General features: G+C 65.7%; 18 protein-coding genes. 11 read left to right on the plus strand and 7 right to left on the minus strand.

The window, feature by feature from the left end:
• Positions 1–86 precede the first annotated feature (86 nt).
• From cysS to ABJO18_RS10845, 7 genes are all read left to right on the plus strand, one after another.
• Positions 87–1472, plus strand: coding sequence for a cysteine--tRNA ligase (gene cysS / locus ABJO18_RS10815; RefSeq protein ID WP_348508910.1), 1386 nt, complete (start codon positions 87–89; stop codon positions 1470–1472).
• Between the two features lie 4 nt (positions 1473–1476).
• Positions 1477–1743 carry a hypothetical protein gene (locus ABJO18_RS10820; protein ID WP_271187306.1) on the plus strand — a complete coding sequence of 89 codons (267 nt, stop codon included), beginning with the start codon at positions 1477–1479 and terminating at the stop codon, positions 1741–1743.
• A gap of 358 nt (positions 1744–2101) precedes the next feature.
• Positions 2102–2554 (plus strand): iron-sulfur cluster assembly scaffold protein, encoded by a 453-nt coding sequence (locus ABJO18_RS10825; protein WP_348508356.1) that lies wholly within the window; start codon positions 2102–2104, stop codon positions 2552–2554.
• 151 nt (positions 2555–2705) lie between these two features.
• Positions 2706–3077 (plus strand): membrane protein insertion efficiency factor YidD, encoded by a 372-nt coding sequence (yidD, locus tag ABJO18_RS10830; protein ID WP_348508357.1) that lies wholly within the window; start codon positions 2706–2708, stop codon positions 3075–3077.
• Positions 3078–3080: 3 nt separating this feature from the next.
• On the plus strand, positions 3081–5015 hold the full coding sequence (gene thrS / locus ABJO18_RS10835; RefSeq protein WP_348508358.1) for a threonine--tRNA ligase: 1935 nt from the start codon (positions 3081–3083) through the stop codon (positions 5013–5015).
• A gap of 22 nt (positions 5016–5037) precedes the next feature.
• Complete coding sequence (locus ABJO18_RS10840) at positions 5038–6261, plus strand: O-antigen ligase family protein (protein ID WP_348508359.1); 1224 nt, start codon at positions 5038–5040, stop codon at positions 6259–6261.
• Positions 6174–7184, plus strand: a complete 1011-nt coding sequence (locus tag ABJO18_RS10845; RefSeq protein ID WP_348508360.1) for a glycosyltransferase family 2 protein — start codon at positions 6174–6176, stop codon at positions 7182–7184. Before ABJO18_RS10840 ends, ABJO18_RS10845 begins: the two co-directional genes overlap by 88 nt.
• Here ABJO18_RS10845 and ABJO18_RS10850 read toward each other — a convergent pair.
• Positions 7181–8098 (minus strand): hydroxymethylglutaryl-CoA lyase, encoded by a 918-nt coding sequence (locus ABJO18_RS10850; protein WP_348508361.1) that lies wholly within the window; start codon positions 8096–8098, stop codon positions 7181–7183. The genes ABJO18_RS10845 and ABJO18_RS10850 overlap by 4 nt on opposite strands.
• Positions 8095–9909 carry a glycosyltransferase family 39 protein gene (locus ABJO18_RS10855; RefSeq protein WP_348515904.1) on the minus strand — a complete coding sequence of 605 codons (1815 nt, stop codon included), beginning with the start codon at positions 9907–9909 and terminating at the stop codon, positions 8095–8097. Before ABJO18_RS10855 ends, ABJO18_RS10850 begins: the two co-directional genes overlap by 4 nt.
• A gap of 103 nt (positions 9910–10012) precedes the next feature.
• Between ABJO18_RS10855 and ABJO18_RS10860 the strand changes: the two genes are divergently transcribed.
• Positions 10013–10759 (plus strand): glycosyltransferase family 2 protein, encoded by a 747-nt coding sequence (locus ABJO18_RS10860; RefSeq protein ID WP_348507593.1) that lies wholly within the window; start codon positions 10013–10015, stop codon positions 10757–10759.
• A gap of 138 nt (positions 10760–10897) precedes the next feature.
• A complete protein-coding gene (locus tag ABJO18_RS10865) occupies positions 10898–11311 on the plus strand; it encodes a hypothetical protein (RefSeq protein WP_291889270.1) in 414 nt (137 codons plus the stop codon).
• A gap of 128 nt (positions 11312–11439) precedes the next feature.
• On the opposite strand, the gene ABJO18_RS10870 is transcribed toward ABJO18_RS10865, so the two are convergent.
• Both ABJO18_RS10870 and phaR read right to left on the minus strand, forming a co-directional pair.
• On the minus strand, positions 11440–11772 hold the full coding sequence (locus ABJO18_RS10870; protein ID WP_348507594.1) for a hypothetical protein: 333 nt from the start codon (positions 11770–11772) through the stop codon (positions 11440–11442).
• A 160-nt stretch (positions 11773–11932) separates the two neighbouring features.
• A complete protein-coding gene (gene phaR, locus ABJO18_RS10875) occupies positions 11933–12526 on the minus strand; it encodes a polyhydroxyalkanoate synthesis repressor PhaR (RefSeq protein WP_348507595.1) in 594 nt (197 codons plus the stop codon).
• A 161-nt stretch (positions 12527–12687) separates the two neighbouring features.
• Here phaR and phbB point away from each other — a divergent pair, with 161 nt between their 5' ends.
• Both phbB and ABJO18_RS10885 read left to right on the plus strand, forming a co-directional pair.
• Complete coding sequence (gene phbB / locus ABJO18_RS10880; protein ID WP_348507596.1) at positions 12688–13413, plus strand: acetoacetyl-CoA reductase; 726 nt, start codon at positions 12688–12690, stop codon at positions 13411–13413.
• A 69-nt stretch (positions 13414–13482) separates the two neighbouring features.
• Entirely contained in the window at positions 13483–14211 is a 729-nt protein-coding gene (locus ABJO18_RS10885; protein ID WP_348507597.1) for a DUF4908 domain-containing protein, read from the plus strand.
• On the opposite strand, the gene ABJO18_RS10890 is transcribed toward ABJO18_RS10885, so the two are convergent.
• From ABJO18_RS10890 to gloB, 3 genes are all read right to left on the minus strand, one after another.
• Positions 14208–14651: a cupin domain-containing protein gene (locus ABJO18_RS10890; RefSeq protein ID WP_348507598.1), complete on the minus strand. Its 444-nt coding sequence runs from the start codon at positions 14649–14651 to the stop codon at positions 14208–14210. The genes ABJO18_RS10885 and ABJO18_RS10890 overlap by 4 nt on opposite strands.
• Positions 14648–16384 (minus strand): SulP family inorganic anion transporter, encoded by a 1737-nt coding sequence (locus ABJO18_RS10895; protein ID WP_348507599.1) that lies wholly within the window; start codon positions 16382–16384, stop codon positions 14648–14650. Before ABJO18_RS10895 ends, ABJO18_RS10890 begins: the two co-directional genes overlap by 4 nt.
• 121 nt (positions 16385–16505) lie before the next feature.
• A complete protein-coding gene (gene gloB / locus ABJO18_RS10900) occupies positions 16506–17276 on the minus strand; it encodes a hydroxyacylglutathione hydrolase (RefSeq protein WP_348507600.1) in 771 nt (256 codons plus the stop codon).
• Between the last annotated feature and the right edge of the window lie 50 nt (positions 17277–17326).

Consider the following 17326-nt stretch of genomic DNA (forward strand, 5'->3'; position numbering starts at 1 on the left):
GCCTTCCCTGTGTGAAATCCAATGATATGACCGCAGGGAAGATGTGAATTTTTCACGCCCTTGACACAAACGGAACAGACAAGAACATGAAATCGCTCACCCTTTACGATACGATGGCGCGGCGAAAGCGCGCATTCGAACCGATCGATCAGGACCGGGTGACCATGTATGTCTGTGGTCCGACGGTCTACAGCTACGCCCATATCGGCAATGCGCGCCCACCGGTCGTGTTCGATGTGCTGCGCCGGGTACTCGGACATCTCTACGGTGCCAAGAGCGTCGTGCTGGCGGCCAACATCACCGATATCGACGACAAGATCATGGCTGCCGCCCGCGAGAGTGGCGAGGGGATCGAGGCCGTCGCGACGAAATTCGCCCGCATCTATCGCGAGGATCTCGATGCACTGGGCATCGTGCCGCCGACGCTGGAGCCCAAGGCGACCGATCACATCCAGCCGATGATCGCCATGATGCAGCGCCTGGTCGATGGCGGTCATGCCTATGCGGCCGAAGGCCATGTCCTCTTCTCGGTGAAGTCCTACGAGGCCTATGGCGCGCTGTCCAAGCGCTCGCTCGACGACATGATCGCGGGTGCCCGGGTCGAGGTGGCGCCCTACAAGAAGGATCCGTGCGACTTCGTACTGTGGAAGCCGTCTGCGGATGACGAGCCGGGCTGGGACAGCCCCTGGGGCCGCGGCCGTCCGGGCTGGCACCTGGAATGCTCGGCCATGTGCGAGACGCATCTGGGCGAAACGATCGACATTCATGGCGGTGGCATCGACCTGGTCTTCCCGCACCATGAGAACGAGATCGCCCAGTCGACCTGCGCCCATGGCGGCAAGTCGATGGCCAATTACTGGCTGCACAACGGCTTTCTCAACATGGGCTCGGACAAGATGTCCAAGTCGCTGGGCAATGTCGCGCTGATCCACGATCTCCTGAAATCCTGGCCGGGCGAAGTGCTGCGCTGCGCGCTGCTGACGGCGCATTATCGTGCCCCGCTGACCTGGAATTCGGATCTCCTGGCCAAGACCCGCCGTTCGCTCGACCGGATCTATGGCGTGCTGCGCCGCCTGGGTCATCTGGAAGCCGTGCCCAGCGATGTGCCCGAGGCCTTCCTCGACGCCCTGCTGGACGACATCAATACGCCCAAGGCGATGTCGGAGCTTTTCGCGCTGGCCGGCGAGGCCAACAAGGCGGAGACGCCGCAGGAGAAGGCCGAGGCCAAGGGACGTCTTCTGGCGGCCGGTGCCCTGATGGGGCTGGGCCAGGCCGATCCGGATGCCTGGTTCGGTCTGACCGATATCGATGTGGAGGAACGCGCCGCGATTGACGCCCTCATCCTCAAGCGCCAGGAGGCGCGCGAGGCCAAGGACTGGGCGCTCGCCGACGAGGTGCGCGACGAGCTCAATGCACGCCAGATCCAGGTCGATGACGGGCCGGAAGGCTCGACCTGGCGGAAGATGGGATAACGCCATGGCCCTCAAGGGCTTCAACGTGATGCTGCAGGCCGAGGACGCGGTCGGCCCGTGCTTTGTCGCCTATGGCGTGGTGGCGGAAACCGAGGAGCAGGCCGCGCGTCTCGCCGAAGGCGCGGCCCAGGCCGAAGGCTTCTGGTCGGTCGAGACCGACGAGGTCTGGCAGCCCGAACCCGACGGTGACGAGGACTTCGGAGACATCCCCGAAGTCCTCGGCCGCAACGATCCCACCTATCTCGACGAAGACGAGGAAGACTGGGACTGAGGCTGCGGGCTTCTTCTCCCCACCCAAACCTCACTTCCCCCGGCCCTTGTGCCGGGGCCTGGTTGAGCCTGCACCTGAAACGCCGGCAGGCCCCGGAACAGGTCCGGGGAAAGCGGCAGTGCGCATTTCAACCTCTCCCATTTTTCCCGGCCACCCGCTTTCGCGGGCGCAGGCTTCAGCCTGCGCAGGCAGGCTGCAGTTCCGGGACCGACCGAAGATCACCTCAAGCGATGAGGCTCCCGTAGATCCGGCACTGCGCCCGCGCATGCGGGTGGCCGGGAGAAGGCGGGGTGGTGTTCAGGGGAGGGCGCCTTACCCCATGGCAAAGCGCGCCGAAACGCACTAGATAGAGGGCGTAATGGCTGACGAACTCTACTCCAATGCCGTCCTGCGGCTGGCAGCGGATATTCCGCGCATCGGGCGTCTCGAACGTCCGCAGGCATCGGTGCGCAAGGTTTCGCGCTTGTGCGGTTCGGAAGTCGAGATCGATATTGTCATGCGCGGCGACCGCGTGGCCGATCTCGCCCTGCGGGTGAAGGCCTGTGCGCTGGGCCAGGCTTCGGCCTCGGTGCTGGCGCGCCAGGTCGTCGGCGCTTCGCTGAAAGAGCTGGAAGTCGCCCGCGACAGCCTGCTGGCCATGCTGAAACAGGGCAAGCCGGCGCCGCGTGACCGCTTTGGCGAACTCGCTGTTCTGGAAGGCGCGCGCGCCTATCCTGCCCGTCACCAGTCGGTGATGCTGGCCTTCGAGGCCGTGACCGAGGCGGCCCGCCAGGCGGCGACCGCGCAGACTCCGACCTCGCTCACTGGATAGGGCTGTCCGGCCCCGCTTTGCCGGCGGGACGAGCCCGGGCAGTCCGAAAAGGCTTCCACACTTCACCCACAGGCTTTACTGCGGCCCGCGGTGCGCGCTTGATGTCCATGGTGGACAGCGCGTCCAGCGGCGTTAAAAGGCTTGCATCCATATGCGTTCGACGGAACGGAAAGAAACGCCAGACCGCCCGCTCGTCGGGGCCGTGATGATCGGCGCCTTGCGCGTCTATCAATGGACCCTGTCGCCGGTCTTCTATGCGCTGGGGGTGCGCTGCCGCCACGAGCCGAGCTGTTCGCACTATGCGATCGGATCGGTAACGGCGCAGGGCCCCTGGCGCGGTTTCTGGCTGGCGCTGGGGCGGCTGGGACGATGCCGCCCGGGCGGCACGTTCGGTTTCGACCCGGTTCCGGAGGCGCGTACGCATGTTCCCTGGTGGCGGGTCTGGGCCTTCCGGACCCGGTCGCCGGGACCAGCGCACGACGAGCTTTCGCCGGCGGGCCGCGCCGACAACAAGGACATGTGACCGATGATCAATGTGACGCTTCCCGACGGATCGAAACGCGAGCTTCCCGACGGCGCCACGCCCCTCGACCTGGCCGAGGGCATTTCCAAATCGCTGGCCAAGGCGGCCATCATCGCCGAGGTGGACGGCCAGGAATGGGACCTGACCCGTCCGCTTGACGGCGATGCCCGGGTCGCCATCGTGACGCGCAAGGACGACAAGGCGCTGGAGGTGATCCGCCACGACGCCGCCCACGTGCTCGCCCAGGCGGTGCAGGATCTTTTCCCCGGCACGCAAGTGACGATCGGCCCGGCCATCGAGGACGGGTTCTACTACGACTTTGCCCGCGACGAACCGTTCAGCCCGGAAGATTTCGAGGCGATCGAGAAACGCATGGGCGAGATCGTCGATGCCGATCTGCCCTTCGTGCGCGAGGTCTGGGACCGTAATGACGCGATCGCCGAATTCGAGAAGATGGGCGAGGCCTACAAGGCCGAGCTGATCCGCGACCTGCCCGAGAGCGAGACGATCACCATCTACCGCCAGGGCGACTGGTTCGACCTGTGCCGCGGCCCGCATTTGCCCTCCACGGGCAAGATCGGCAAGGCGTTCAAGCTGATGAAGGTGGCCGGTGCCTATTGGCGCGGCGATCACCGCAACGCCATGCTGCAGCGGATCTACGGCACGGCCTGGGCTGACGAGAAGCAGCTCAAGGCGCACCTGCACCGTCTGGAAGAGGCCGAGAAGCGCGATCACCGCCGGCTTGGCAAGCAGATGGAACTCTTCCACTTCCAGGAAGAGGCCCAGGGCCAGGTGTTCTGGCACCCCAATGGCTGGCGCCTCTACCGCGCGGTGCAGGACTATATGCGCCGGCGGCTGGAAGCGGCGGGCTATGTCGAGATCAGGACGCCGCAGCTGATGGACCGGAAATTCTGGGAAGCCTCCGGCCACTGGGACAAGTACCGGGAGAACATGTTCATCTCCTCGATCGACCAGGAAGAGAAGGTCCTGGCGGTCAAGCCGATGAACTGCCCGTGCCATGTCCAGGTGTTCAACCAGGGCCAGAAATCCTATCGCGACCTGCCGCTGCGCATGGCCGAGTTCGGTTCCTGCCACCGCTATGAACCGTCCGGCTCGCTGCACGGGCTGATGCGGGTGCGCGGCTTCGTGCAGGACGATGCGCACATCTTCTGCACGGTCGAGCAGATCACCGAGGAGGTGAAGGCCTTCTGCGAACTCCTGAAATCCGTTTACGAGGATTTCGGTTTCGAGGAGCCGCGGATCAAATTCTCCGACCGTCCGGAAACGCGGGTCGGGTCCGACGAGGTCTGGGACAAGGCCGAAGCGGCCCTCAAGGAAGCCGCCGAAGCCTCGGGTCTGGAATATGAGCACAATCCCGGCGACGGTGCCTTCTACGGCCCCAAGCTGGACTTTGTGGTCAAGGATGCGATCGGCCGCGACTGGCAGACGGGCACGATCCAGTGCGACTTCAACCTGCCGGAGCGCCTGGATGCGACCTTTGTCGGCGATGACAGCGAGAAGCATCGCCCCGTCATGCTGCACCGGGCCATTCTGGGTTCGCTGGAACGCTTCCTGGGCGTGCTGATCGAGAACTATGCCGGCAAGCTGCCCTTCTGGCTGGCACCGCGACAGATCGTCATCGCAACGATTACGTCCGATGCCGACAGCTATGCCGAAACGGTGAAAGCCGCGATGGTGAAGGCCGGGTTGAATGTCGAGACTGATTTGCGCAACGAGAAGATCAACTACAAGGTCCGCGAACACTCGGTCGGCAAGGTGCCGGTGATTGCCGTTGTCGGCCGCAAGGAGGCCGAGGAGGGCACGCTGGCCCTGCGCTTCCTGGGCGAGGAGGGCAACAAGCAGGAAGTCCTGCCGCTCGAGGCGGCGATCGCCCGCCTGGCGGCTGACGCAACCCCGCCGGACTTGAAGCGGAACTAGCAGCTTACAGGGGGACGCGGACGTGCGCGATGATACCAGGGCAGGCATAGCCGGCATCGCCGCGTTCGCACTCTCCTTCCTCTTCGGTATCGCCGGATCGCTGATGATCGCGCCGGCCGTGGCGATCATGGCGCTGGTGGCCTTTCCGGTCGAGCCGTCCTTCTGGCGGCCCGGCCGGGTGCCGATCTCGCTGATTGCCGGCGGCCTCTTCCTGGTCTGGATCGCGCTGAGTTTCCTGTGGTCGCCGCACGACGATCCCGGCCAGATCTGGCGGACCTGTCTGGGCATTCCGCTCTATGCGCTGTTTGCCGTGCGCATCGGCAAGCTGGGCGGCGCCTGGCAGCGGCGTGTCGAGGCGGCGATCATGTTCCTCGTCGCCGGGCTGGGGCTCTATCTCTTTGCCGAAGCCATGCTGGACGGCAGCGCAACTCGCGGCTTCAAGGTTGCCGTGGAGGGTATGGGCAGCCTGCCCGAACGGGACCAGATGATCCATGTGAACCGCAATCTGGGGCATGCGGCCGTACCGCTGCTCCTGCTGTCGGTGCCTGCGGCGCTGATCGCCTGGCGCGAGGGCGGTCCGCTGATCGGGGCGCTGTTCGTCGGCCTGGCGGCGGTCGCGGCTTTCGCCTTCGATACCGAGGTCAACACGGTCGCCTTCGTGCTGGCCGGGATCGCGGCCGTTCTGACCGTGTTCTGGCCGCGTACGCTGCTGGCCATCGTGTTCGGGACGGTGGCGGGCATGCTGATCGTGATGCCGCTCGCGCTTCCCGATGTGATCGCGCACATACCGCAGGGCCTGCGCGACGCCATGCCGCTGTCCTGGGTCTGGCGGCTGGAGATCTGGTCCTACGCGGGCGAACTGATCCGGGAAAAGCCGTGGACGGGCTACGGGCTGGATGCCTCGCGGCCGCTCAACGCCGAGATGGAACTGGCCGGTTACACAATCGAACGCTTGCCGTTGCATCCGCACAATGCGACTTTGCACATCTGGCTTGAAACAGGCGCTGTCGGAGCTGTGCTCCTGGCGTCCTGTCTGGTTGCCATGGGGGGAAGAATTGCAGGTGCCCGGCAACTTTCGCGGCTCCAGGCCGTTGGAGTGGTCTGGATACTTGTGGTTTATGTATCCCTTATCGTGTTCTCCTACGGGGTCTGGCAGGAATGGCACCAAGGGACAGTAGCGTTGGCGGCGACGTCGGTCTTCTTCCTCGGAGCGAAGCAGCCCCGGGGGCGGGTACCGCGCGTCTGAGCGTCGTTACGGTCTCCTGGCAGACCGGCCCGCGCCTGCTCGAGGCGGTTGCCGCGATCCTGGCGGCCCCTGGTGTCGATGAATTCGTGCTCGTCAATCACGGCAATCCGCCGGACCTGATCCGCCGTCTGCGCGAAATGGCGGCCGGCAGCGACAAGCTCGTCCTCGTGGAAACCGGCGCCAATCTCGGCTTCGCCAAGGGCTGCAATATCGGCGCCCAGCGCGCCTCCGGCGAGTGGGTGGTGTTTCTCAATCCCGACGCCGTTCTGCGTCCCGGATCCATGCGGCGGATGAAGGCCTCGGCGGCCGGGCTGGGATCCGGCATGTGGGTGCTGGGTGCGCGCATCACCAACGAGAACGGTACCGAACAGCGCGGCGGCCGCCGCGGCGAACTGACGCCGGTCTCGGCGATGGTCAGCTTCCTCGGGCTGGAACGGTTTGTCCGGGGGGCCCGCAATCTGCATTTCGAGAACCAGCCGCTGGCCGACGGTCTGATGGACGTTCCGGTCGTGTCGGGTGCTGCCATGATGGTGCCTTGCCAGGCCTTCCTCGATCGCGGCGGGTTTGACGAACGCTATTTCCTGCATGTCGAGGATATCGACCTTTGCCGCCAGGTGCGCGCCATGGGTGGACGGGTGTATTTCGAGCCGCGGGCGGAAATCCTGCACTATGGCGGAACCAGCCGCACCTCGCCCTTCTTCGTGGAGACCCACAAGGCGCTGGGTTTCATCAAGTATTTCTGGAAGCACTATCCCGGACCGCTGCAGCGGCTCGCCACGATGGCGATGATCGGGCCGATTTTTGTGGCGATCTGGGGCCGGGTAACCCTGCTGCGCCTGAAGGCGAAGACGCAGAACCTCCTGAATCGCCGGCGCGCGGCACGCCGCTTGCGCCGCATCCGGCGTGCCAGCGGTAGCCGCTAGGCCGTCTGCCGGGCAGGCGCCGGAAATCCGCCGGCCCGTGACAGCGCGGAATCCACCGGGTGTTTCAGCCCGTCCGTCTCCAGCCATTTTGCCGTTTCGATGAGTTTGCCAAGGTCGAGCCCGGTGTCGAAACCGCCGCGCTCGAGCATGTAGACCACATCCTCCGTCGCCACATTGCCGGTCGCAGCCGGAGCAAAGGGGCAGCCGCCAATTCCGCCGACCGAGGCGTCGATCACGTCGACGCCGGCCTCGACAGCGGCATAGATATTGGCCATCGCCGTATTGCGCGTGTTGTGGAAATGCATGCGCAGGCGCATGTCGCCGCTCTCGGCGCGCACCAGATCCAGCGTCCTGCGGACCTTCCACGGATCGGCGACGCCGATCGTGTCGCCCATGGCGAACTCGACCGCGCCGGCGGCACGGGCCCGGCTGGCCAGCTGCGCGACGACCGCAGGATCGACCTCGCCGTCGAACGGGTCGCCGAAGGCCACGGAGACGGTCACCGAGACGGGCACGCCTTCGTCATGGGCGAGGATGGCGATGCGGTCGAACAGGTCGGCGGTCTGCTCCGGCGTCGCATTCTGGTTTTTCAGGCCGAACCCCGGCGAGGCGACCATGACATAGTTCACCTCGTCGCAGCCGGCCTCCAGCGCGCGCCGCATGCCGCGTTCGTTGAGCGCAAGGCCGATATATTTCACCCCGTCCTGGCGCGGCACACGCTGCATCACATCATCGCTGTCGGCCATGGCCGGCACGAGTTTGGGATGGACAAAGCTGGCCGCCTCCATGCGGCGGACGCCCGCCGCGATCAGGCGTTCGACGAATTCGATCTTGGTATCTGTCGACATCATCGCCGGGTCGTTCTGCAGCCCGTCACGCGGGCCGACTTCAACGATTTCGATCTTGCGGGTCATTGATCATCAAGCTCCGGGATCTGGGCCGTGTCCGGCTGGCACCGCGTGAAGATCGCGACCAGCGTCGTGTCACTGCCTCTGGAATAATTCGTACCGGGAAGCCAAGCCCGATGACAGTCGCCAAGCGTGTTGAGGCGGTCAAACAGGTCGTGCTCCGGCCAGGCACTGCCGGGCCGGCTCTCACCGGCGAAAGCGGCGCGCAGATCCTCGTCGCGCGACAGGTCCAGCACCAGTAATGTGGGGGCTTCGCGCGCTTCTGCAAAGGCCAGCACATCCTCTGCCGATCCGAGGAATGTGTCCGTGCCCAGCGAGAAGACGAGACTGGGTTCGGTGTAGGACGACGCCGTCACGATATCGTGCGGCGCGATGCGCGCGATCTCCTCCGACATCTCACGCACGGCACGTACCCGCTCGGCCAGGCGCACGGCCTCGGCGCCGGGCAGGGCCGCGCCGCGTGTCATCACGTGCCAGCCCAGTCCCGACAGCACGGCCAGGACGAGCGCGGCTGAGCCGGTGCGCAGCCGGTGGGCGATCAGGGTCGCAGCTGCCAGGCCGGCAAAGATCGCGGCCGTGGCGAGCACGAGTGCCGTCATCGCCGGCGAAAGCCCGGGTTCGGCGGTGCCGTCAAAGCTGGTCTGCACAAGGGCTATGGCGTCCTGGCTGGCGCCATCGCCAAAGGTCACGAAGATCAAGGGAATCAAAACCGCAAAGACCAGCGCAGCCAGCCCGAACAGCGCCCAGCCGGTCCAGCGGGCCCAGCTTGCCGTCTTTGTCAGCTCCACAAACCCCCAGCCTGCGATCAGGGCCAGGGCCGGATAGGTCGGCAGCACATAGTGCGGCAGTTTGGTCGGCATGAGTTCGAAGACGATCCAGGTCGGCAGCGCCCAGGCGATGAGGAAGCGGGCCGTGCGGGTGGCCTTGTCATCGATCCGTCCGCGCACAGCCGGTATCAGGCGCGTCAGGCCGGGAATGAGGAAGAGGATCGCCGGGAAGAAGGTCAGTGGCAGCAGCAGGAGATAATAGCCCGGCCAGCCGCCATGGCGTTCCTGGGCCGAGATGATCTTGGGTCCCATATCGCCGCCCAGTGCTTCGCGCAGAAAATTGCCTTCGGTGGCGATCTGGATGGAGACGATCCAGGGCAGCACCATCACGACCGCCAGCACCGGCCCGGCCCAGAAGAGGAGCGGTTTCAGCCAGCGCCACTCGCGCTCCCAGATCACCAGCGTCAGGATCGTCAGGCCGGCCACCATCGGTGTCACCGGGCCCTTGATCAGCACACCGAGGCCGAGCGCGAACCAGAAGAGCAGGGCGGTCTTGCGGCCGCCGCCGGCGCGCAGATTGGCCAGGGCTGCCAGGGCAAGTGTCGTGGCGCCGGCCAGCATGGCGTCGGTCTTGGCGATACCCCCCTCGATGCCCAGCATCACGGTCGCTGCAAAAAGCGCCGCACCGGCAAAGGCCGCTTCGCGGCCGACCAGGCGCTCGCCGCCCCAGAAACAGGCGAGGGCCGCCAGGATGGCACCGAGCATCGAGGGAATGCGATAGGCCCAGATCTCGCGCGCCTCGGCGCTCGACAGCACGGCAACGCTGGCCGCCTGCAGCCAGTGGATGCCGACCGGCTTCTTGTTGCGTTCCTCGTCCTGGAAATTGATTTCGACGAAGTCGCCGCTTTCCAGCATCTGGGCGGTCGCCTGGGCAAAACGGCTCTCGTCGCGGTCGAGCGGTGGCAGGGTGAATATCCCGGCCAGGGCCGCCGCGGCCGCAATCGCAGCAATGATGAAACAGGCGCGCAGGCCCCTGGAAAGTTCGGTCATCCACCTCTCCGGTTCACGCCGGACATGAGAAAACCCTCGCGTCGCGAACCAAACCCGGTATGTAACGGGCAGACCCTGTTTCGCAAGCTCAAGCCGTCATCCCATGAGCCAGACCTCCTCCGCCCCGCCGGAAATCTCCGTCGTCGTTCCGGCCTATAACGAGGCCGGCAATGTCGTGCCGCTCGCCCGCGAGATCGCTGAAGCGCTCGAGGGCCGGAATTTCGAGATCATCTTCGTCGACGACCATTCCTCCGATACGACCCGTGAGGAACTCGTCGCTGCAAAGGCCGAACTGCCCATGCTGCGGGTGGTGTCGCACCGCCACAATGCCGGTCAGTCGCGCTCGATCCGGACCGGTGTGATGCATGCGCGCGGTGCGGTCGTCGCAACCCTGGACGGGGACGGTCAGAACCCGCCGCAGGATCTGCCCACGGTGATCGACGCCCTGACGCGGCCCGATGCGCCGGACGGGCTTGCCCTTGTCGGTGGCGACCGTACGGCGAACCGCCAGGACAGTGCCTGGAAAAAATTCGCCTCGCGGGCCGGCAATGGCATTCGCAAGGGGCTGCTGAACGATGATTGCAACGATACCGGATGCGGGCTGAAGGCCTTCCGGCGCCAGGCCTATCTGGAATTGCCCTTCTTCGATCACCAGCACCGCTTCATCCCGGCACTGATGAATCGCGAGGGTTATCTGTGCGAATTCCGCCCGGTTTCGCACCGCCACCGCACGATCGGTTCGTCAAAATATACGAATTTCGGCCGTCTTTTCGCCTCTTTGACAGACATCCTTGGTATGATGTGGTTAAATTCGCGGGCGCGCAGCCCGCGCGGAACCGACGAGTATTGATACCGGCGCCCGCCCGCGGCCGCCGGTCAGGGGACGAAAGGACGCGACATGGCCGGAGGCGGGGATAACGGCGTATTGCTAGGTATGACGGCGGCGAACCAGGCTCGGCGCGCCGGCGGATCCAAGGGGGGAAGTTCAATGTTCAATGTCATTCCACTGCTGGGAATTCCGGTCATCGTCTATGCGGTGCTGGTGATTTTCACGGGCGGGGAACCGTCAGCTGCAGCCGCGCTGATGGACAATACCGTCTTCCAGGTGCCGCTGGTTTCAGGCCCCTGGGGCATGAAGGTTGGCGACCTGCTGATCATCTTCGCGCTGATCATGATGTTCATCGAGCTGGTGAAGTCGGCCGGCACGGGGACCGCGACGATCATCAATCACGGCCTGTCCATGGCCGTCTTCGTGATCGCCATGGCGCTCTTCCTGCTGGTCGGCCGCTTCGGCACCTCGGTCTTCTTCCTCATCACGATGATGGCGCTGATGGATACGGTGGCCGGTTTCGTGGTGACGATCGTCGCCGCCCGCCGCGACCTCGCGGTCGGCGGGGAATAGGCACAAAACCTCTCGCCCCGCGCAAGCGGGGCGGGAGGTTTGCGTCTAGACCAGGAAAAACACCAGTCCGGCGCCCAGGCTGACATCCAGCCAGAAACCGACACGCCGGGCGGTGCCCAGAGGCAAGCTCATGCGCGCCGCTCCCATTTCGGGGCCGGCGCGCTTGGCTGTGCGGCCTGGGCGTAGGTGCGGCGGAAACGCTCGACCTCGCTGGGGTCGGCCTTGATACCCCGGCGCGGGATATCGCCACCGATGATCTGGACCATGACCTCCGCCGTGGCAGGACGCGCGCGGACAAAGGACCGTTCGGCATCGCCGTCGGTCTTCTGCCGGGTCGGGACGGTGACAAGGGCACGGTCCTGCCGGGGCGGATGGTCGCTGGAGCCGCGTGCACGACCAGCCGGCTCTACGCGCCGGCGGGTCGGGGTCGGGACAGAATATGCACTGCGGATCGTGGTCATGCCCTCTGCTTCGCAAGGCCGATGCCAACTCTTAATGAGAGGTTAACCACGATCCGGGTGCGAAAACAGGGTTTAGAGGTTGTAAATGAATACACCCGGCAGTCGCGGGACTGCCGGGTGCGTCAATTCGGTACGAAAATCTTAACGGCGCGGGGCCGCTCTATTTCTTCTTGTCGAGGATCTGGTCGAGCTTGGCACGCATCGCATCGAGTTCCTCGCGCATGGCGGACAGATCCTCGCTCTCCTTCTCCGGCGCGGCCTTGCCGGCCTCCTCCGGGGTTTCCCCCGGCTGGTTGAAGGGCGAGAACATGCGCATGGCCTGGCCGAACATCTCCATGTTGCGGCGGGTCTGTTCCTCGAGCATGGCCATGGAGGCCTGCGGCGAGGTCATCGCCTCGGTCATGCGCTCGCGGAACTCCTCCTGCTGCTGGGCGAAGGAATTCATCGACATCTGCAGATAGCCGGGCACGACGCTCTGCAGGCTGTCGCCATAAAAGCCAATCAGCTGGCGCAGGAAATCGACGGGCAGAAGGTTGGCGCCGCGCGACTCCTCTTCAAAGATGATCTGTGCCAGCACGCCGCGCGTCAGGTCGTCGCCGCTCTTGGCATCGACCACTTGAAACTCCGTCCCCTTCTTCACCAGGTCGCGCAGATAATCGAGTGTGACGTACTGGCTGGTCGAGGTGTCGTAGAGGCGCCGGTTCGCATACTTCTTGATGATAATCTCGGGCGACTTTCCATTCGATTTGGTCACCGCTTACTCCCCTGTGGTGCGCCCTTTTTTTATCGGTCGAGCCGCAATTCGCTCGACACGAGCGCGTAGCTATTTCATCTAAGGGTGTACGCGCTTAATGTGGTCTGCTGCAAGCGCGAACGCAAATGGCCGATGAGCCATGTCGAATTTCGGGGGATGGAATGACACGCACCGCAATCGTGACCGGCGGCACTCGGGGCATCGGCGCCGCCATCAGTCTCGCGCTCAAATCGGCCGGCCACACGGTCGTCGCCAATTATGCCGGCAATGAAGCGGCCGCCCGGGCCTTCGCCGAGGAAACCGGCATCAAGGTGGTGAAGTTCGATGTCGGCGATGCCGATGCCAGCGCTGCAGGACTGGCAGAAGCCGAACAGGCTGCCGGCGCACCCGTCGATATCGTGATCAACAATGCAGGCATCACACGCGACACGATGTTCCACAAGATGAGTGCGGAACAGTGGCGCGAGGTGATGCGGGTCAATCTGGACTCGATGTTCAATGTCACGCGCCCGGTGATCGACGGCATGCGCGAACGCGGCTGGGGCCGGATCGTCAACATCTCCTCGATCAACGGCCAGAAAGGCCAGATGGGCCAGGTGAACTATTCCGCCGCGAAGGCCGGCGTGATCGGCTTCACCAAGGCGCTGGCCCAGGAAACCGCCCGCAAGGGGATCACGGTGAACTGCGTCGCGCCGGGCTATATCAATACCGACATGGTCGCCGCCGTGCCGGAAAAAGTGCTCGAGAGCATCATCGCCGGCATCCCGGCCGGCCGGCTGGGCGAGGCCGGCGAGATCGGCGCGCTCGTCGTCTATCTGTGCAGCGAGGAGGCGGGTTTCATGACCGGCTCAACCCTCACCATCAATGGCGGCCAGTACATGGCCTGATGCGGCTCGGCAGCGGGCTGCAGTGCCTGCCGCAAATTTGCCGTCTTGCCACTGATGATGCTGACCGGGATGATACGCTGGACAACCGCCATACTGATCGCCGCACTCGCTGCCGGCGCCGCTTCGGGAATGCAGAACCCGTTGCGCGACCGCCTGCTGCGCAATGAGCGGGCGCAGGAGAGTACCGGCTGGTACCAGCGGGCCGATACCGGCGCCTTCTTCCTGTTCGACCGGTCCGGCGAGGCCGCCCTGCTGCGCGAACGCGATGCCCCCGACAGCGAGGTGATCGTGCTCTATCCCGACCGTGCGCCGGGGGGCGGAACCGCCTATATCACCGACACCGGCCGCGAGCTGATGCGGCTCAATGCACTGGGCGGTGCGACCTATTTCCCCGCCGACGCGCCTGACGGCGTGATCGTCGAGTTCGCCAGCCCGGCGGCCGGCCTGTCGCCGATCCCGCGATCCCCGGGTGAAGTCCGCAGCCGCGCCGAACGTCTGGCCAGCGATCTGGCCCGCCAGCTCGACCGCAATATCTCGGTGCAGTACGCCCCGGCCCCGCGGGCCGGCCTCGGCATCCAGTTCGACACGCTCGATCTCATTGACCGCGCCGTCGAGCAGGTGCCCGGCGACCGCCGGCGTCTGCGCGATCTGACGGAGATCAGCCTGGTTCTGGGCGAGCGGCCGGCGGCCTTTGTCGAAGAGAGCCGGCTGGTGATCGTGATTGCGCCGGATGCGGGCCATGCCGGACGGCCGTCCTCGGCGATGATCGCCCAGGTCCTGGCGCGGATGTCGAGCTAGAGCTGATCTTGCCCCGGCGCCCAGCCTTCGGGTGCCAGTTCAAATCCTGAAAATTCGAAACCCGGTGCCACCGTGCAGCCGACCAGGGTCCAGGCGCCGGTCGTGCGGGCGGCCTGCCAGGCCCCCTCCGGCACCACACCCTGCGGCCGCTGGCCTTCTGCGACATCCGGGCCCAGCTCGATTGCGCGCGCTGTCTGTGCATCTTCACTGACCGACAGCACAAGCGGCGCGCCGGCATACCAGTGCCAGGTCTCCACCGCATCGACCCGGTGCCAGTGCGAGCCGGGCCCCGCGGTCAGCAGGAAATAGATCGCCGTCGAGCGCGACCGGCCGTCCGGTCCGTCGGCATCCCGGAAGGTCTCGACAAACCAGCCGCCCTCAGGGTGCGGCTGCATGCCCAGCGTATCGATGAGGGTGCGGATTTCCGGTGTGAGGGTCATGACGGTGTTCCGGTGGCGGCGTTGTTCTGGCGAACGGACGAGACGGCATCCTCGATTGATGCGGCATAGGCGGCAAGGGGTGGCGTGACACCCTGGCGTTCCAGTGCCTCGCGCACCGTCGCCTTCGTGCCGGTCAGCCAGATGTCGATGGCGTGCCGTTCCGCCGCCTTGCGGGCAAAGGCGGCAATCGTGTGGGCTGCGGTCGAGTCGATGGCCGGGACGTGGGTGAAGTCGAGAATGAAGGCGCGGTGCCGGTCGGCGATGGATCCCAGCACGCTGTCGACCGTGGATGCCGCCCCGAAAAAGAACACGCCGCGGATGCGGTAGATGACGATGTCCGGATCGGTCGCGAGACGCGCATCATAACCGCCGCGCTCGACACTGTCGGCGACATCGCGCTGGACCAGGTCGTCGTCGCGGTCGATGCCCGCCAGCTCCGACATGCGGTTGATGAACAGGATCGCACCCAGCGAGAACCCGACGACGATACCCGCAGTCAGATCGTAGAAAACGGTCAGCAGAAAGGTCGACAGGAGAACCAGCGCATCGCCCCGGGAGGCCCGCAAGAGGCCGAAGAACTGGTGCCGCTCGGCCATGTTCCAGGCCACGACGGCCAGGATGCCGCCGAGGGCGGAGAGCGGGATGTAGCGGGCGAGCGGTGCGGCGATCAGCATGAAGGCGAGCAGGAAGGCGGCGTGCAGCATGCCGGCCACCGGGCTGCGGGCGCCGGCGCGGATATTCGTTGCTGTGCGCGCAATGGCGCCGGTCACGCACAGCCCGCCGAACAGGCCGGACCCGATATTCGCGATGCCCTGGGCGACAAGTTCGCAGTTGGAGCGGTGGCGGCGGCCGGTCATGCCGTCTGCAACGACGGCGGAGAGCAGCGATTCGATCGAGCCGAGCAGGGCGAAGGCAAAGGCGCTGGGCAGCACGGCGATTGCCTTGTCCAGCGAGAAGGCGGGCAGGGAGGGCGCGGGCAGTCCGTGCGGGATACCGCCGAAGGCGCTGCCAATGGTCTCGACAGGCAGGTCCAGCAAGGCTGCGGAGGCCGAAGCTGTGACGATCGCGACCAGCATGCCCGGCCAGCCGGGCCGCCAGGCCTTGAGGCCGGCGATAATGGCGATGGTCCCAACGGCAAGGCCGGCGGCCTGCAGGTTCAGCGTCGGCAGGGCGGCCGCGAGGGCTTCCAGCTTCGGCGCAAAGGCGCTGGGTTCCGGCCCGTCCAGCTCAAGCCCCAGGATCGGGCGCAGCTGGCTGGTGAAGATGATGACGGCAATGCCCGCCGTAAAGCCGATCGTCACCGGATAGGGGATGAATTTGATATAGGTGCCAAGCCGCAGATAGCCGGTCGCGATCAGGATCGCGCCGGACATCAGCGTGGCGAGGATCAGCCCGTCCGGCCCGTGCTGTTCCAGCGTTGCCGCGACAAGCACGATGAAGGCGCCCGCAGGCCCGCCGATCTGGAAGCGGCTGCCGCCCAGCAGCGAGACCAGGAAGCCGCCGATGATCGCGGCATAGAGGCCTTGCGCCGGCGACACACCCGACGCGATGGCGATCGCCATGGACAGGGGCAAAGCAACGATGGCGACGGTGAGCCCGGCGACCATGTCGGCGCGCAGGTGCGCCAGCCCGTAGCCCTCGCGCAGCACGGTGACGATCTTGGGTGTGAACAGGGCGGCAAAGCCCGGCGCCGGCGGATGACCGGACCGGCGGTCGCTCGATGATGGTTCCATGGCAGCACATCCCGCATTGCCCGGCGGCGAGCCGATTGCGGAGGCTGTTTGCCGGACAGGTTTTGTCACCCCCGAGGGCGGGGTGTGTCAACACGACAAACTGACGACCGCACCGGATGGCTTAGAAACTATCCTTGCGCCGGCGGATTTCCGCGAAGACGGCGGTGTCGTCGGCGGCTTCCAGGCCGAGGCGTTTGCGGATGGCCGGATCGGCGGGACGCAGGAAAGGATTGGCGGCCAGTTCGGCGCCGATCGTGGTCGGCACGGTCGCTTCGCCGCGGGCGCGTTCGGCCTCGACAGCGGCAGCATAGGCCTGCAGGTCGCGATTGTCCGGATCGACCGAGAGCGCGAAGGCGGCATTGGCCTGGGTGTATTCGTGCGCACAGTAGATGCGCGTCTCCTCGGGCCAGGCCGCCAGCCGGCTCAGACTGGCCCACATCTGCTCCGGCGAGCCCTCGAACAGGCGGCCGCACCCCAGTGCGAACAGCGTGTCGCCGACAAAGGCGATCCGGTCGTTGGCGAAGTGGTAGCAGACATGGCCCAGCGTATGGCCCGGCGTGAACAGCACGCGGGCCTCGTGCCGGCCCAGCGCGACGGTGTCGCCATCGCTGACGGGCACGTCGATGTCCGGGATGCGGTGGGCGTCATAGCTGGGCGCGATGATGCGGGCGCCGGTGGCGGCGCGCACGGCGGCATTGCCGCCGGCATGATCGGGATGGTGGTGCGTGTTCCAGATCTGGGTAATGCGCCAGCCTGCTGCGTCGGCCTCGGCCAGGACGCGGTCGGCGTCCGGCGTGTCGATCGTGGCGGTCTCGCCGCTCTCCGGATCGTGCACGAGAAAGCCGTAATTGTCCGATAGGCAGGGGAATTGCCGGATAAGGAGGTCGCTCATTGTCGTTGCCGCGGCTTGGGTTAGTGTGACCTTGAATGCCGACTGTGTAG

The sequence above is a fragment of the Maricaulis sp. genome (assembly GCF_039978735.1).
GTDB lineage: Bacteria > Pseudomonadota > Alphaproteobacteria > Caulobacterales > Maricaulaceae > Maricaulis.

Excerpts from the sequence above, each read along its gene's own strand:
- ABJO18_RS10845 (WP_348508360.1), top strand. The coding sequence starts at position 6,174 with ATGGCACCAAGGGACAGTAGCGTTGGCGGCGACGTCGGTCTTCTTCCT.
- cysS (WP_348508910.1), top strand. The coding sequence starts at position 87 with ATGAAATCGCTCACCCTTTACGATACGATGGCGCGGCGAAAGCGCGCA.
- ABJO18_RS10855 (WP_348515904.1), bottom strand. The coding sequence starts at position 9,909 with ATGACCGAACTTTCCAGGGGCCTGCGCGCCTGTTTCATCATTGCTGCG.
- yidD (WP_348508357.1), top strand. The coding sequence starts at position 2,706 with ATGCGTTCGACGGAACGGAAAGAAACGCCAGACCGCCCGCTCGTCGGG.
- gloB (WP_348507600.1), bottom strand. The coding sequence starts at position 17,276 with ATGAGCGACCTCCTTATCCGGCAATTCCCCTGCCTATCGGACAATTAC.
- thrS (WP_348508358.1), top strand. The coding sequence starts at position 3,081 with ATGATCAATGTGACGCTTCCCGACGGATCGAAACGCGAGCTTCCCGAC.
- ABJO18_RS10860 (WP_348507593.1), top strand. The coding sequence starts at position 10,013 with ATGAGCCAGACCTCCTCCGCCCCGCCGGAAATCTCCGTCGTCGTTCCG.
- ABJO18_RS10890 (WP_348507598.1), bottom strand. The coding sequence starts at position 14,651 with ATGACCCTCACACCGGAAATCCGCACCCTCATCGATACGCTGGGCATG.
- ABJO18_RS10865 (WP_291889270.1), top strand. The coding sequence starts at position 10,898 with ATGTTCAATGTCATTCCACTGCTGGGAATTCCGGTCATCGTCTATGCG.
- ABJO18_RS10885 (WP_348507597.1), top strand. The coding sequence starts at position 13,483 with ATGATACGCTGGACAACCGCCATACTGATCGCCGCACTCGCTGCCGGC.
- ABJO18_RS10870 (WP_348507594.1), bottom strand. The coding sequence starts at position 11,772 with ATGACCACGATCCGCAGTGCATATTCTGTCCCGACCCCGACCCGCCGG.
- ABJO18_RS10850 (WP_348508361.1), bottom strand. The coding sequence starts at position 8,098 with ATGACCCGCAAGATCGAAATCGTTGAAGTCGGCCCGCGTGACGGGCTG.
- phbB (WP_348507596.1), top strand. The coding sequence starts at position 12,688 with ATGACACGCACCGCAATCGTGACCGGCGGCACTCGGGGCATCGGCGCC.
- ABJO18_RS10895 (WP_348507599.1), bottom strand. The coding sequence starts at position 16,384 with ATGGAACCATCATCGAGCGACCGCCGGTCCGGTCATCCGCCGGCGCCG.
- ABJO18_RS10825 (WP_348508356.1), top strand. The coding sequence starts at position 2,102 with ATGGCTGACGAACTCTACTCCAATGCCGTCCTGCGGCTGGCAGCGGAT.
- ABJO18_RS10820 (WP_271187306.1), top strand. The coding sequence starts at position 1,477 with ATGGCCCTCAAGGGCTTCAACGTGATGCTGCAGGCCGAGGACGCGGTC.